Annotated in this window: 6 protein-coding genes; 1 reads left to right on the top strand and 5 read right to left on the bottom strand. The window is 57.8% G+C overall.

The window, feature by feature from the left end; all coding sequences use genetic code 11:
• Nucleotides 1-233 precede the first annotated feature (233 nt).
• Nucleotides 234-10,940 (top strand): neuraminidase-like domain-containing protein, encoded by a 10,707-nt coding sequence (locus tag LQ232_RS15365; protein WP_230181217.1) that lies wholly within the window; start codon nt 234-236, stop codon nt 10,938-10,940.
• 66 nt (nt 10,941-11,006) lie between these two features.
• Here LQ232_RS15365 and LQ232_RS15360 read toward each other — a convergent pair whose 3' ends face one another.
• From LQ232_RS15360 to LQ232_RS15340, 5 genes are all read right to left on the bottom strand, one after another.
• Nucleotides 11,007-12,395 (bottom strand): DNA/RNA non-specific endonuclease, encoded by a 1,389-nt coding sequence (locus LQ232_RS15360; RefSeq protein WP_230181216.1) that lies wholly within the window; start codon nt 12,393-12,395, stop codon nt 11,007-11,009.
• Nucleotides 12,396-12,943: 548 nt separating this feature from the next.
• Nucleotides 12,944-13,414 carry a type II secretion system protein gene (locus LQ232_RS15355; RefSeq protein ID WP_230181215.1) on the bottom strand — a complete coding sequence of 157 codons (471 nt, stop codon included), beginning with the start codon at nt 13,412-13,414 and terminating at the stop codon, nt 12,944-12,946.
• Complete coding sequence (locus LQ232_RS15350; RefSeq protein WP_256450051.1) at nt 13,386-13,778, bottom strand: type II secretion system protein; 393 nt, start codon at nt 13,776-13,778, stop codon at nt 13,386-13,388. Before LQ232_RS15350 ends, LQ232_RS15355 begins: the two co-directional genes overlap by 29 nt.
• Before the next feature lie 2 nt (nt 13,779-13,780).
• Nucleotides 13,781-14,293 carry a type II secretion system protein gene (locus LQ232_RS15345; protein WP_371820257.1) on the bottom strand — a complete coding sequence of 171 codons (513 nt, stop codon included), beginning with the start codon at nt 14,291-14,293 and terminating at the stop codon, nt 13,781-13,783.
• The gene (locus LQ232_RS15340) at nt 14,290-16,353 is read right to left on the bottom strand and encodes a secretin and TonB N-terminal domain-containing protein (protein ID WP_230181213.1); all 2,064 of its coding nucleotides are present in this window, start codon (nt 16,351-16,353) and stop codon (nt 14,290-14,292) included. Before LQ232_RS15340 ends, LQ232_RS15345 begins: the two co-directional genes overlap by 4 nt.
• Between the last annotated feature and the right edge of the window lie 19 nt (nt 16,354-16,372).

The raw sequence follows: 16,372 nt of genomic DNA, 5'->3' as shown, positions 1-16,372 counted from the left end.
GCTGCTGTACAAAACCGGCCCCCAACAAATTAAGCCCTGACTGTTAACAAATGCTGCCTACCTAAATCATTAGGCTGCCGCCAATCAAAATCGAATTCCTTTGTTTGAGGAGCAGCGTTTTGACTCATATAATCACTCAAATAGATGCAGGCCTGTACCGCATATCCGGGTCAGTTACGTATTCGGACGGCACACCCGCCGCACATTGCGACCTAGTAGCATTTGACTGCGACTTGGTCGGCGAGCCACTCAAGCTAGGAGAGGGTTCAGCCGACGCGATGGGCGTCTATTTAATGACTTATTCCCCAGAGCTACTCAGCAAGAGAAACAAAACAGTTGCTGACCTGATTGTGAAAGCTATGGGCGCAGAGGGCGAGCTGCTGGCAATCTCGCCGCTCATCCCAGGAGCTGGTTCAGCCGCAGTTGTTGATTTGCTGATAGAACGTACTGCTGTTATCCAATCAGAATATGAACGGCTGAAGGCGGCGATTGAGCCGAGGCTACGCGGCACTGCTTTAAATGATCTCACCGCTGACCAGGTAACCTTCCTCGCAGCAGTTACCGGCCAACATGCAAAGCACATCGAACGACTAGCCGCCAGCGCGCGCTTAGCGCGCGACTTCCCGGCGCATGGTAGTGACGGTCAATTGCCTGAATCAGTACTCTACGCATGGCTCAGTCAAGGCTTGCCCACTGCCGTACCGGAATTGGTCATGCAGCCGCTCACCCGACTTAGGCAAGCGCTTGAGCGTGCTCAGTCGGCCAACATCGTGGCGGCGCCGCAGCCGGCAGAGGTCGACCGATTGCGGGCATCGGGCGCGGATGCGGAACGACGAAACACAATGCCGCGAACGCGCACTGACGTGGGCGATTCCTGGACAGATGCGGCCGCAAACCTGATCTGGAAGCGTCGAGTGGCTCGTGAACTGAGCGCTACAGTGAAAGGTCAGGCTCTCTCAGCCGCTGATCTCTTTCGTGCGCCGACGCAATCCGAAGGGACCGCAGCGACTGCTGTGGCAGCTCTCCTGTCTGAGGAGAAGCTGCACGTCGTGGCAGAGCTGCTTGCGGACGCCGAGACCGAAAGAATGATCGATCCAGACGGACTGGCAGAAAACGGGTTCGAACCGGTCGAGATTGCCCTGACGCTGCGCCTGCTGGCCTTGGCTGCGTTGACGAAGGATCATCTGCCTCTGGTGCATGAACTGCACCACCGTGAAGTGATTGATGTGAACCGGCCATATGGCTCGCTGGCTTACCTCGCACCGTTGCTGGCCGAAGACTGGCGCAGTCTGGTGCAGCGGTTCGACACGCCTGGGGCGTCCGCCAATCGCGACCCAGCCGGCGCCGGTGAGGCACACGCGTCCTATGCAGCCGAGCTGGAGCGGGGTGTGGAACGTTCTTGCCGCACCGCAGTGATTGCTGCACGCATCAAGCAGAACGTTCTCACATGGCCAGGTGTCGCCACGGCCGATCTGATCAACTTCTTCAACACCAACCCAGATTTCGAGTTCGGCAAGCGCTACGTTGATGCCGTGCTGTCTCAGCGAGCCACTGCAGAGCGCGCTGGCATTCGAGACAACCATGCCTTGAGGCGCGATTTGTTGAAGTTGGAGCGGACCGTCAAGCTCACTGACGGTTACCGGCAACAGGGTGTTCTGCTGGCAAAGGGCTTCACTTCCGCACTAGCCATCGCCGGTCAAAGCAGGCGCGCGTTTATCCGTCAGCTCGGCGGCCATCCGGCCATCGGTGAAGAAAAGGCGAAGGAGATTTATGGCACTGCGCAACAGATCGCTTCGACTGCACTGCATCTTGCTTTGAAGTATCGGGCGACTGGCAACGACCCTGCGGTGATGGCGTCGTCCGTCGCAAGAGCAATCCCCAGAGATTCTGACTTGTTGGCAAGTGGCAGGGTTCTGCCCGACCTGCAAACGCTTTTTGGATCGCTTGACGGCTCGTCCAGCGACCCTTGCCTGTCGGTGCTCAGCCCCTCGGCCTATTACGTGGACCTGCTTCAGTTCCTCCAGCGGGTGAGGCTGCCGTCCATCAGCATTTTATCTCCCACACCTAACTCGACTTTCTCCTTCAACGCTGACGAAGACTACGCTGCCGTCGAGGTAGTCGGTGAGTGCGACACCGGGGGCGTGACCGATACATGGATAAAAATCACATCGTCTCAAGAACCTGTGTTGATAGCCGCTGCGTCCCAGTACTCTCGATTGTTCAAGATGCCCGCAGGGCAGCAGACCATCGTGGTCCAGTTGCTGAAGGGATCAACCCCGGACGCCAAGGTCCTTGCCGAAGCCACGCACTCCTTCAATGTCTCAAGAAGGGATCCCGCTGGGCGACTCTTCAATGTTGTACCTTCGGATTCGAAGATCACGATTCAAGACAACGAGGAAGAGTATCGCTTCACTGTGGACGGAGACTACGAAGTCTCAGGGGTGAGCAGGTTCTCAATAACGGTGACAAACAATGTCAATGAGGCGACAGGCGCTGAATTTGGCACCGCAAACAGGTTTCTTGCAGCAACCAGAATCGCATTCGTTGACACAGGGTGGACCTATCGGGTTGAACTGAAAACGGTCGTTGATAGAGTCGAGCGTGTTTTGGATACCGTCACGAGAACGATATTTCTGAGCAAGGCGCCAGTCTCAGGCTCAATAGAGATTACTGACCCAAAGCGAGTTCCGCCGATCAGAGGGCAGCGGGGCCAGGACCGCGATGTGGACGTTGGCGGCAACTTTTCAATATCCGGAACATCTGATTTTCAAATACAACTCGACTCGTCAGACGGAGTAACCAAAAATGCGACTCTCGATCTGGCTAACCGCACCTTCACAGGAACGCTCCGGTACGAACAGCCCGCCAACCCGCAGGATTTTATCCGCGACGTTTCGTTCGCGGCCAAGCTATTCAACGCGCGCCATCCCGACGTGGCCAACGCAACGTGTAACTTCACCATAACATGGCCTGCGAGTGTGCCGCCAGATGAAGTACCGGACGCTCTCTTAGCGCACTCGGAACCTATCGCTGATAACCAGCGGTCCGCGCTTCGAGCGCTCTTGCAGCGGCGCCCCGACCTCATTGACATCGAGCTGTCGTGCGCCAATGGTCAAACGGTGATTCCTTATGTGGACTTGGTGCTTGAGACGCTTGAAAGTGCTGCCGTCGGAGGACTTCCGATCAATCTGAAGATTGAGGCCGCTGAAGTTCCCGGCATCGTCACAGCGCTTGATACCCAGCGCATACCCACGCAGCTTCAAGCAGCACTGCAAAGGGCCGTTGGTGTTAAGTCAACTGAACTTGACCGCGTTGATGTGTTGAAGGCGAGTTCGCAATGGCAGCTCACAGGCAAGGGATACCGCATTGCAATCTCCCGGGGCGAAAGCACGACGCTCGTCCTTGACTGGTTTGTGCCTCAGACTTCTGATGGCGCCGAGCAGATCGCAAGTGAGCCAGAGCACGCAATCGGACAGGCGTACGAAAGATTGAGCAGCGCCGGCTATCCCTGGACAATGCCCTTCGATCTGCCCTGCGAGCAGTCTCGCATCTTTCTCTCGCATCTTGGCGTCTCGCGGGCCCTTCTCATGGAGACGTTCGACCGCAGCACTCGCTTTCAGGCCCCGGAAAATGCCCCGCTAACGAGCGCGAACGCTCGCTCGGCGGTTGAAAGACGGGGGTTCACTTCCGCCGAGATGCGGATCATCTCAGGCGAGCAACAAGGCACGGGCACCGCAGGTGACCCGGACTCGGGGCTTTGGAACTTCTGGGGCTTCAAGGCGGCTGAACTGTCGCCCAGCAATTCGATCCCCGATCCCCGTGACAGCACCAAACGCATTGAGCGGGGGCATTGGGTCAACGTCCTGATGGGCTGGATTGATGAGACTGGCACAGTGCAGTGCGGCGTGGGCGTCTTCCTGCAACAGTCTGGCCTTACTTACGATGAATTGCGCGAGTTGTTGGAGATGCGCTTTGTCAATACATCTGACGATAGAAGCCGAGTCGCCACGCCGACCATCCTGACAGACGGTGATCTCGAAGGCGCTGACCCCACCGAGCCAGCATGGAGTGAGTTGTCGACCATCCGCGCGGGGCTAATCGAGGATGAAGAATGGGTCCTGCATGTCGAACTGGGCACGGTCCAGCTTGAGGACACTAACCGCCAAGTGCGCAGCAGCGACCTGAACCGCGCCAGGCTGGTGACATCGAGAGAAGAGGCCGATGTCGTGGCAGTGCTCAACCGCATGCACATTTTCGTCAGGCTGTGGCGAAAGATCGGCTGGCCGATGCGCGACCTGGATCAAGCGCTGGCCTTCGCATCGCGTCCAGGCGGAGCCCTCTGGCCTAAGATTGCCAGCGACGTGATCGCGGTGATTGACCGCTTCGAATTGTTGAATCGCGATCACTATGGTCGTTCCGAGCATGCACTCAGCCTGTTCGCCACACATCGATACCGTGACCGCACCGCGACCGGCGAGCCACTGCTCGAGTGCCTGTACGAGAGGTTGTTCCTCAACAAATCGATCGCCAATCCGCCGGACCCGGCTTTCGGCTTGAACGCTGCGCGAAACGAACTTGTTGACCCGCAAGCGAACGCCCGTGATCACCTCCCCCACATCGCGGCAGCGTGTGGGCTTTCGCTTCAAGACACGTCCTTGCTTCTCGATTGGCATGGCGAGGATCCCAAGCTGAATCTCGTCCTTTTGTCCTCAATGTTCTGGTCCGGCTTGATTGTGCGGACCAAACAAATAGAGGTTCAGGCCCTGCTTGATGTTCTCAGCCTGAGGATGGCCGACAGCATGGCGTCAGTGTGGAAGGATCCGGAGGGCAACGTAGCGATCCAACAAGCCGTCGAACTTGGTCTGAAATTTGAAACCAGCACTCCCGGCGAGGTCAACACAATCCGCTTTTGGAAGCCCCAAGGTGAAACCGGCGTTCACGTCGGTCGGCTCTGGAACGTGGCGGGCAAGCAGTTGGCTGAGGTCCACTTCCGCCACGAGTCCTCTTCCGGCTGGCAGGAGCAGCGCCTGCCTCATTCGGTGCGCATTGAGGCTCGCACGGTGTACATCGTCTCGGTTAATGCGAATACATCGTACGCGTTCACTGAGAACGGCGTGGCGCGGGCCCAGGACGGCTACCTTACCGTTGTTGGCGACGGCCAGAACGGTGTGATTGGCGAGGCGGGCAGATTCCCGACGAACTCACAGAACAGTACGAACTACTTCCGCGACGTCGGCTTCGTGGTGCACGGGGTTATCTCTTCCAGAGTACTGATCGTCGAGAATATTGAAGCTGCTGGCTTTACACCGCGCGAAGCATTGCGCCTGCTATCGCACAAGCAGTCGCTCGCTGAAGCGGGCGAGGAAGAGAAGTCTACTTCGCGTCTCCTTGGTGAATTGCGCCTGGAACTCGCCGCCGTCACTGGAACTGCGTCGTCCCAGCCAGAGTCCGAACAGATCGAGCAGCAAAGGACCACACTCGTACGAAATCGCCTGCAGGCGGCTTTCGGCATGGCGTCAAGCACCATCGGAAAGCTGCTCAGCGAGTGGCTCGTTTCGTCGGCAAATGACTCGTTGGGCTTTGCAATCAATGACTTTCTCAATGCCGACTTCGTGTTGAGCGATCCGTCAGATCCCGTGACGTCCGAGTGCTTCCCTCAGCTGTTTCGAACTTGTGCCCGCCTGGCCAAGGTGGCCGCGCTTGTGATGAAATTCAAGCTGACTGACGTGTCGCTGTCATGGCTCTTTGGATCGTCTGCGGGCCCGCTTGGATGGCTCAACCCGAACCGTTTGCCGGCCGCGTCCGACGAGTCGCCGGAGTCGTTTAGCCCTCTGCTGCGCGCCGTCAATCTCTTTCGACTGCGGGATGCCATGCCCGATGGAGAGGCCTCGCTGGCCCGCATCTTTGCCGTCGCCGCAGATGGCGCCGCGAGTCGCGAACAAGTGCTTGAGCAGGTGCATCTGGCAACCGAGTGGAACCTCGAGGACCTTGCCGCCCTGCTCGGCCCGCGTGGCTTCAACTTCCCTGATGCCGATGCACTCAAGGCCGCCATGCAGTCCGAGTACGTGCTGAAGCGCCTCGTCGAATGCTTTGCGGTGATGCGCCGCATCGGCGCGACTGCGCAGCAGTGTCTAGCCTGGTCCCTGGCTGACGTCAACCTCACTGCCGCGGCGGACATTCGCCGCCTGGCGCGATCCCGCCATACGGAGAGCGGCTGGGCCGCAGTGTCGAAGCCCTTGCGGGACACGCTTCGTGAGAGGCAGCGCGCTGCCCTGGTGGCGTATCTGTCAGGCCGCGATCAATTGCGCGACAGCATCGATTTGTACGACCGGTACCTCATTGATGTCGAAATGCGCCCTGCGGCGCAGACATCGCGCATCAAGCAGGCCTGCGCGTCGGTGCAATCGTTCGTTCAGCGCTGCCTCTTGAATCTGGAGCCTGATGTGCCGCCCGAGGCCATCGACGCCGAGCAGTGGGTGTGGATGAAGAACTACCGCGTCTGGGAGGCAAACCGCAAGGTCTTTCTCTTTCCCGAAAATTGGATCGAGCCGGAACTGCGGGATGACAAGTCCGAGGTGTTTCGTCAGCTTGAAAGTGACCTGCTGCAGAGCGATGTTAACCACGAGGCAGGCCTGGAAGCCTTCAAGGCTTACGCGGAGAGGCTCGGCGACATTGCTCGATTGACGGTCGTCAGCATGTGCGACGAATCGGCCGATGATGGTCTGCGTATCGTGCATTTGCTGGGTCGTGACGGAAGCTCGCCGCATCGACACTACTACCGCCAGTGGCGGATTCCACCCCATTCAGACGCGGGATACTGGACGCCGTGGGAGGAGGTGGTGGCGGGAATTGACAGCGAGCACGTGTTGATCTTCAAGTTCGCAGGCGCAATTCACGTCGCTTGGCCCACAGTAGTAGCCGAGGGTGACCAGAAGGCGATGAAGATCACCATGAATTTCGTACGCCATAAGCGAACAGGTTGGACAGCACCGAAGCGCGGACAAGGGCAGTTGTGGTGGGCCTCGCCGCCAAACATTGACCAAGCCCGCGGGTTGGCGTTTCGGCTGGTTCAGCACGGCTCGGATGAGTTGCGAATCATTTGCCGAGGAGCGGTGGAGTGGACGACTGCGGTCACTCCAAGACCCTTCGCTCTGCAGATCGTGCCTTACAAGCGCCCTGAGAATACTGCCGGTAGGCCTCAAGTCGCCTCGGTTCATGTCCGCAACCTGGCCCGATACCGCGACACGTTTGGCAGAATCTACCACTGGGTAGCGACGGATCTCGATGTCACGCTGGACGCAACGCTATCACCCAGGGGAGTTGCGTTTGGAACAGGAGAAGGCGAACAGGGCGAACTCAAATTCGGAAGTGATCGTCCCCTGCTGGAGCATCTCGTCACTGAGGAATCGGCTTTACCCGGGGACCCGCCTGATGACGCCAGGCGTGTGGCTTCTCTCAGATTCGGCGTTGGCAGGGCCGATTCCAATGGCCAGTACGAAGCCCTGAGCACGCGCGAGAGCTTCAACGTATCGTCGATAGACAGCTTCTCCTTGATCGGCGATGCAGTATTCGAGATCGTCCGTCCGGATAAGATGAGCGAGGTACAAAAAGCACTCGTCTCGCCTGACCGACCACTACCGGTCACCGCGATTGTCGGAAGCTTTGTTCTGACAGACCTTGCTTTGATAGCAATGAGCGAAGTGCAAGTTTCCGAAGAGGCCGTGGCGATACCTTATAGAAATACCGATGACTATTTGTCGATGTATCGCGAAGTCGCCGGGATAGAAAGCCCAGCAGAACTTGATTCGGGCCTTGAGCTGCAAAAGGCCACTGCGGGAAGATTCGTAGCTACGCCACCGTTGTTGTCGAGCAGCCATCCGGCATTCGTTTCAGCCTACAGTGACGCTAGCTATGACTTGATCTTGCGCCGTCGCGCCCCAGTGCCTGACGGCAATCCCTTGTTCAACGTTGTGCCTTCCTCTTGCCTTTGGGGAACCCAACTGCGCCGCGCCCTTGGCAATGGCAAGCTGATCCATGCAATGGAGTTGCAGCAGTCATTTGCGGCCATCCAGATTATGAATGGCACTGCCATTGATGCCGAGAAGAGCTATTCGTCCATCAGCATCGGCTTTGATGCCGATTTGCCGTGGAGCGTCTACAACTGGGAGACGTTCTTTCACGTTCCGATCATGGTGGCGACACAGCTCACCGGGAATCAGCGCTACGAAGAAGCGCAGCGCTGGTTCCATCTCGTGTTCGATCCGATGTCGGACAGAGAAGGCGATGATGCACGACGATTCTGGCGCTTTGCGCCTTTCCAGAGGCTCGGCGCCTCGGGCATGTCGATTGAACAGGAATTGCTTCATCTGGCTGCAGGCAGCACCAAGTTGCAGGATCAGATAGCTGCATGGCGAGAGGTCCCTTTCCAACCGCACGCAATTGCGCGCGCGCGCCCGAGGGCCTACGAGTTCTTCGTGGTGATGAAGTACCTGGATAATCTCATCGCGTGGGCTGACAGGCTGTTCCTAACCGACACCATCGAAAGTATCAACGAGGCGACCCAGCTTTACTTGTTGGCCTCCCGAATCCTCGGGCGACGACCCTCGCGCGTTTCGGTCGGCACGATGGCGGACGTCAGGACCTATCGAGAACTCCAGGGTATCGATGACTTCTCCAATGTGCTCGTCGAATTGGAATCTATGATTCCAGCAGCCAGTGGAGTCAATGTTGGCAACAATGTGGCCAGTGCGTCATCTAGCTTCTGGGGCCTGTATTTCGGCATTCCAGCCAACCATGAGCTTTCGAGCTATTGGGCTACGGTCGAGGACCGCCTATTCAAAGTGCGCAACTCGTTGAACATCGAAGGTACCGCGCGACAATTGCCTCTGTATGAGCCCCCTATCGATCCCGCAATCCTTGTTCGGGCGACTGCGGCTGGCGTCGATATCGCTTCTGTCATCAGCGACTTGCAGGGACCGATGCCCTTCCACCGGTTCAACATGTTGATCCAGAAAGCGCTAGAACTCGCCAATGAAGTCAAGGCACTCGGGTCCAGCCTCTTGTCGTCGATCGAGCGACAGGATGGCGAGATGCTGGCATTGACGCGATCAACGCATGAAGTCGCAATGCTGAAGTTGATCAGATCGGTAAGACAAAGCCAAGTGGATGAGGCGTTACTGAACGCCGCTTCGTTGTGCAAGACTCGGGAGCTTATTGCTACTCGATATATTCAGTATCAACGCTTGCTTGGAAAATCATCCGCCACCATACCGGCTGAAGGCGTGATCGCGCATCTCGAAAGTACACCCGAACGAGCCACTGCCGCCGCGCAGGCAGCCGGCGGTGACACAGGTGGTTTGGCACTAACGACGAGTGAGAACGAGCACTTGCGCTGGCTCAACGTGGCCAACGACCACACCATTGCCAGTGGACACTGGCAGACGGCTGCTGGGATTGCGCACGCATTCCCCAACTTTACAATTGGTTCAGACCCGTATAAGACCACGTTCGGTGGTTCAAATATCGGGTATTCACTCGGCGCAATTGGCAGTGCTGAGGGAGTCGGCGCTAGCACCGCGAGTTTCCAAGGCAACCGCAGCGCAACTATCGGCGGCCACAAGCGCCGTGTTGACGAGTGGGCTTTCCAGTCTAACTTGGCGGCCAAAGAATTGGCGCAGGTCGACATGCAGATCGCCGCGGCAGAACTGCGCGCAGCGATCGCTGAACTGGAAGAGAAGAATCATCGAAAGCAGATCGAGAATGCCGACGTAATTGACACTCTGATGCGCGACAAGTTCAGCAACCAGCAGCTCTTTCGCTGGATGAGCGGTCAGGCGGCAGGGCTGCACTTTCGTGCCTTCCAGATGGCGCTTGCGGCGGCACGGCGGGCCGAAAAGGCCTTTCGCTTTGAGCTTGGCCTCGAAGACAAAGACTCGAACTTCATTCAGGTAGGCTATTGGGACAACCTCAAGAAGGGCCTGATGGCCGGAGAGGCATTGGCGCTCGACATCCGGCGCATGGAAGCAGCTTTTCTGGAGAAGAATGAAAGGGAACTCGAGATTACAAAGCACGTCTCGCTGCGTCAACTTGACGGCGAGGCACTGATGGTCTTGCGAGCTACGGGTGAGTGTTCTTTCAAGTTGCCAGAGGTGCTGTTCGATCTGGACTTCCCAGGGCACTTCATGCGCCGGATCAAGAGCGTCAGTATCTCTATGCCGTGCGTGGTGGGTCCCTACACCAGCGTCAGTGGCACGCTGAGCTTGACGAAGTCCTGGCTACGCCGATCGAAGCAAGTGCAGGGGACATACGCGGACGAATCCAACTTTTCGGCCGCTTACTTGGCCCTGCAGCCGATCGCAACCAGTTCGAGCCAAAACGACAGTGGCCTGTTCGAGCTGAATTTTCGAGATGAGCGGTTTCTTCCATTCGAGGGTGGTGGAGTGATCTCGGACTGGACGTTTGCATTGCCAAAGGAGTTTCGCGCATTCGACTACTCAACGATTTCGGATCTTGTGGTGCACGTTCGATACACCTCGCGTGACGGAGGAGAGCCATTGGCGAAACTGGCGACCCAATCGCTTTCGGCTCAGCTCAACGCACTCGTGCGCGGCGACGGCAAGAGCGGTCTAGTCAATCTGATTTCAGTTCGGCAGGATTTTGCGGCGGAGTGGCAGCAGGCAAAACGTCAGCCGCAAGCGCCGGTGACACTCCAACTCAGAGACGAACTGTTCCCGTTCATGTTTCGATCACGGCTGAATGTGGGACGGGTAGCCACGTTCGCTTGGATGGAGCTCGACCAGGAGGGCCAGTGGAGACTCTCGAAGTTTGAGGAGGTGATCGTCAAGGAAGGAAACGGTGCGCCTACTGTGGCGATTCCCAGGAACGTAGCCGAGTCCGTTGACGATCCATGGTTGATCGTCACCTTTGACGTTGTGATTTGAGGGTTTCCCGAGGGGTCAGCCACAAGTGGGAATCTGAATCATGGATCCGAAGCTCACTCCCCGATGTCACCGCCATGGGACGACGACCCGATCCTTGATTCGTCTGGCAACTGCCGGTTCGAGCAACGGGAAGAATGTCAAACCGCTCTGGACTTCTAAGTTCGATATGGAAACGGCGTAGTCGTCGAGCTGGATCGATGCCTGGCCGTTCTCTAGATTGGGTAAGATCACAGCAAAGACGTCGGGCGACTCGTGGCCCCTAGCCACTGCAACGATGCGGAAGAAGTGTGAAGGCACGGGGATTCCGTTGTTGATCGTATTGGGCAATCCAGGAGAACCTGCATCGCTCAAGTAAAGGGGACCCGCAATCACGAAGGCGCGTTCGCCACGCGCAAGCACCTGGGAACGGACGCGTTGTTCGAGGGTCGCCCAAGCAGTTCGATTGAGCCACGGGGTTTGCGGCGCTACCGTTGACATGTAGAAAGCCTCCGCCACTGCGACTGGCCCCTTGAAGAACAGATCAGCTGGAGAGATGAGGTGGCCTCGGTCGTACCCGGTTCTCGTGTAGTCGCTCGGTCGCGCTTGGACGTCCGGCGCAATAGCCGGATCCCTGATGAATTGCTTATCTCGGAGAACCCGCGATTGAGTTGAGCCGATAGAGTAAGCAACCCATCGCGGCAGGCGCTTGACCGGGTCGAACCCGAGCACATAACTGAAACGATTGACGACGATGGCAGCTTCCGGCACCCCCCACGGAGCATTGGCAGCCTGCAGTGATCGATCTCCCCTTTCGTCGACACCGGCCAGGTAGGAGCTCTGAATCTGGGTGATCGGTACGGATCCGCCGCCGCGCGACAATGCGATGCGTCGCTCGGCGGGGATCTGAGCGACATCGATCGCCAGTTGGGCAGGCAAGCGGTCCAGTGTGTAATTGCCGCCAGTGACGAAGGGGGGTGTAGCGCTCGCAATGTCGACCTGATAGACGAGTGTCGTCGGTGCCGTCACAGAGCGGAAAACAGCACCTCCATCGTCACCCACGACCTCGCGATGGGTCAATCCGTCCGTTCGCGTGTGGACGAGGATAGCCGTGCCAACAAGGTGCTTCCCAGGTAAGTCGACCCGATCATAGACGCGCACCTCGAAATAGTTTGTGGGTGCTGGCCTGGCCCCGTATGCGCCGTAGCCGAGCCCGACCACGACGAAAGCCAGAACAGCCAGCGACTCGGTTGCGCGTCGTTCGGTAGCGAGGGCAAAGTCGTGAACAAGACGAAAGCTTTGTTGATGCCAAGCGTCACCCTTGCCGAGATAGAAGCCCGACAGCAGTGCGGCGTATCCAAGGATTGCGCCAATTGCCGCAGACCACCAGCCGGTACCCAAGAAGTGAAGCCAAGCTGCCACCGCAAAGATCGCGAGGGCCAGGAGAACGAGGCAAGCGGCTCGAAGGATTGTTAGCATGGCTCAGGCAATGTTGTCGCATGGAGCATATTCGATTCGAGCGCTTTGGCCGACTTGTCACTGGAGGAGGACCTCGCCGACCGAAAACTGACCACCTAAAAAAAGAGGTGGCTCAGAGTAAGCAATGGGATGGACGCACCCACCCGATGACGGCACCACCAAACGGGTCTGTGCTTTAGGGGAACAGGTAGGGGAACAGCGATGTTTTTGACTTTGATAACCCAGGCCACATCAGGGCTTCATTGAAGTGTTCAATCCCCATCAGCCACCCCATTGAAACAATTGATGACGGCCCACAAAGGCCCAAAACCCCTAAGTAAATCAATGACTTAGGGGTTTTTTTATGCCTTGACGGCTCATGCCGTGTCATTGTATCCCGCTAAAATGAGGGGAACATATTGGGGAACAGTCAGGCTTGTGCCGGCCAATGTGGAGCTTGTTCCCCTATGGTTACAACCTTCAGCGCTCTGTCCCATTGCGAAGTGAGTTGCGGGTCATCATCTGGGTCATTCGGCAGCGGGGAAGTCCGGCTGGCCAGCAGCATTTCGTCATCTGCTGCCGCTCACTGCAGGGACAAAAACGAACTGCTTCGTGACCGGATAATCTGAGTCGCGCCGTTGGTATTCAATGCCCTGGATTCCACCTCCGGGCGCTGGAAGTGTTTGCCAGGAGTCGCCGTTGGTGAACGGGTTGGCATACAAGGTCCTGATGTGTCTTTTGATGCTCAGGTGCCGCTTGTCTTCCAGAAGGTCTTCCAGCTTGCTCGGATAGATATGAAGCGACCCGGTGTTGGCGTAGTAGTAGCTTTGAATGGCTTGTACATACTGTTCACCCACCCAATCAAGCTGTGCCATTTTCTGGCGCTCCGCAGTTGTTGTCCATACTTCCGAGATCGCCAGTAAACCGATCCCCATGAAGGCGATGGCCATCAGCACACCAATGTATGTGAATCCGTTTTGGCGGTGCTGTGCGGGGGCCGTCATCCCTTGCTCACCACTGGTTGAACGGTTTGCCGTCACGCCCGACGCCTTCTGCAGCGCTGTGAACGTCGTAGATACCTGGGGTGATTCCATCTGGATGCGGCACCAGCAGCCACGTGTTGTCCTGGTCGGTGATGGGATCGACAGGCACGGCCTGGATGTACCTGGCCGCCACCAACCTGTCCAGTGCCTCGGGCAGCTTGCCGGTGTCCGCGCGGTACTTGTCAATGGACTCGCGCAAGATCCGCAAGTTCGTCTTCAAGGTGGCTTCTTTCGCACGGTCAACCGACTCCGAGTACCGGGGCGCCACGATGGACAGCAGCGTCGCCATGATGGCCAGCACCACGAGTAGTTCAATCAAGGTGAACCCACGATTGTGTGAATGACGCTCACCCTGGGGCATGCTCACCATTTTCTGTAGGGTACGCCATTCATGCCGGCCCCCTCGGATTTGGAATAGATGTCGAAGACGTCCTTACCTGGTTTTGGGTCTTCTGCCGTGCTTTCGTAGCTGCGCAAGCCCCATGTCTGGGCCGCGTCGCCGATTTCTTCAGGCGCGAAGGGGTCCCTGGGCAGTCGGCGAAGAAAGAACAACTTGCTGCCCCTCGGTGATTGCGCATCAACCACCCCGGTGACCAAAACATCCAGGCTGGGCGGATAGCCGCTGGCGTTCACCTGTCTGACGATCTGGCCCGCATCGGTGGCCTTCTTGTGGGCATCCAGGGCGGAGCGAATCTGACGCAAAGACTGGCGCAGCTCTTCTTCTTGCGTGCGCCTGTGTGCGAGTTCAGCCAAAGGTAAGCCAATGGAGGCCAATATCGACACCATCGCCACAACCACCAGCAGTTCAATGAGGCTGAACCCGTTTGGTGGCTGTCTTGAATGGTTGCAAGGCTGCATCGTGGTGGCCTCAGTCAAGGCTTGGGCGAGACAGCAGCCGGAGGCGGCAGGGTGTTGGGGGTGCGACGACGAGGCGGGGGCGCAAAAGGAATGTCGGGTTCAGCCTCAGGTTGCATCGCTGGCGGGGCGGGAGAGGGTGCTGCCGCAGGTGCAATAGCCGTTGTCGGGGCGATCGATTGCGGTGAGCCGTTGTCTGAGGGTGGTTGGGCCATGGAAGCTGGTCCCAAGGTTGGCGCTGCCACTGGGGAAGGCGCCACAGTGCTTGTACCCGGCTTTGGCTCGGTCTGGGTTTTGCCGATACCCAGTTGAATCGGGGCAGCGCCGATGGCGTTTTCGGTGCCTGATGTGAACTCTTGCAGGCCAACACCAGGAACGTCGAGATTGCGAATGATGCGTGGCGTGATCAACAAAACAAGTTCCGTTTTGGAGTCGTGGTCTGAAGAGCGTCCAAACAGTTTGCTCAGCACGGGCAACTCGTTCAGATACGGAATCCCGGTGTTGGATCTTCGATCTTCCTTTTGAATCAGGCCGGCCAACACATTGGTTTCCCCATCATGCACCCGCAACACGGTCGAGGTGTTGCGCGTTCCCAGCCGATACGTCTGAGTACCACTGGTGCGCGTGATGGTGTCGACGATGTTGGAGACCTCCAGGCTCAGCTTCATGGACACATCGTCATCCAATGAAATCGTGGGTTCGATTTCCAGCTTCAGTCCGACATCCAGGTAACTGACGGACTCTGACGTACCCACGTTGGCCGTGTTGGTCACCGTGATCACCGGCACCTTGTCCCCAATCATGATCTTGGCGCTCTGTCGGTTGCGAACGCGAACCCGGGGATTGGCCAGAACGTTGGAGTCCCCCTTCTGGCTTCGCAGTTGGGCCGATACCAGTGGATTGCCAACGTTGACGTTGACCAGGCCACCGCCATGGCGCAGTTCATCAAGTGTGAGTTGGCCGACCACGCCGCTGGCCCCAGTGATCGAGGCGGAAATGGCATCTGGCCATTGGATTCCGATCTCCTGAAGACGGTTGACATTGACCTCCATCACTTCCAGTTCCAGCATGACTTCAGGTTCCACGATGTCGGCCGCGGCGATGAGCTTTTCTGACAAGCGCACAATCTCGGCGGAATCCCTGATCACGATGAGATTCAGGCGTTCATCCACGAACACGTCTTTGGCCTTGGCAATGCCTTTGATCATGGCGGCCGTTTTGTTGACGTCGGCATTGCTCAGGTAAAAGGACCTGACCACCATCTCGCGGTAGTCCGCCGATTTGCCGGCCGTGTTGGGGTAGACCAGCAAGGTGTCGCTGTCCAAGATCCGGTACGCCAGTTGGTTGGTGGCCAGGACCAGGCGTAAGACGTCTTCAACGGGTTTGTCCTTGAACGACATGGTCACCCGGCTGTCTTGGGCCATGTCTTTGTCGAACAGGTAGTTCAATCCGGAGGCCAGCTTCAAGGCCTCAAAGACCTGCCGCAGACTGGCGTTGGTGAAGCTCATCGACACGGGTGTGCGGTAGGTGGCCTTCAATTGGGGATAGATGCCCAATTCCTTGCCCGTGGCTTCTGCTTGCTGACGCATCAGGCGTTTCAGGGTGGCCATGGCACGCCGATGCGTGGAGCTTTCAGACAGGATCTGCCGGACTTTGACGATGGCAGCGTCCAAGTCACCGGCTTCCGCCATGGCCACAGCGGCATCCAGCAACTTGGCGTGTCTTTGCGCTGCTTCCACATTGTTCAGCCCTGCGCGTGCTCGGGTGTTGTCCACCTGCATGAGCAGCACCTGGTTGTAGGTGTTCTTGGCTTGACCGAAGTTGTTGTTGGCAACGCTCAGTTCGGCTTGGCGGATCAGGCTGTTGACGATCGCATCGCGCTGATTCAGGTAGGCGCGTCGGTAGTCCGAGTTGCCAGGAGCAAGCTCAGAGGCTTGCTTGATCTTGTCCAAGCCATCCACCACACGGCCTTCGGCAATGGCCGTTTGACCTTCTCGGTAAGTTTGGTAGCCAGCGCAACTGGTCAGGCACAGCACTGCCAAAACAGATTGAGCAAGCCTGAGGAATGAATGCGTACTCATGGGTGTCCTGCGCCGTTGC

Origin of the sequence: Aquabacterium sp. CECT 9606, assembly GCF_918741295.1 — a bacterium.
Taxonomy (GTDB): domain Bacteria; phylum Pseudomonadota; class Gammaproteobacteria; order Burkholderiales; family Burkholderiaceae_C; genus Aquabacterium.
This window is presented reverse-complemented; position numbering and strand designations above follow the sequence as displayed.

What these genes read in the sequence shown, in the direction of transcription:
- LQ232_RS15360 (WP_230181216.1), bottom strand. Translation starts at nt 12,395, where the DNA reads ATGCTAACAATCCTTCGAGCCGCTTGCCTCGTTCTCCTGGCCCTCGCG.
- LQ232_RS15350 (WP_256450051.1), bottom strand. Translation starts at nt 13,778, where the DNA reads ATGCCCCAGGGTGAGCGTCATTCACACAATCGTGGGTTCACCTTGATT.
- LQ232_RS15340 (WP_230181213.1), bottom strand. Translation starts at nt 16,353, where the DNA reads ATGAGTACGCATTCATTCCTCAGGCTTGCTCAATCTGTTTTGGCAGTG.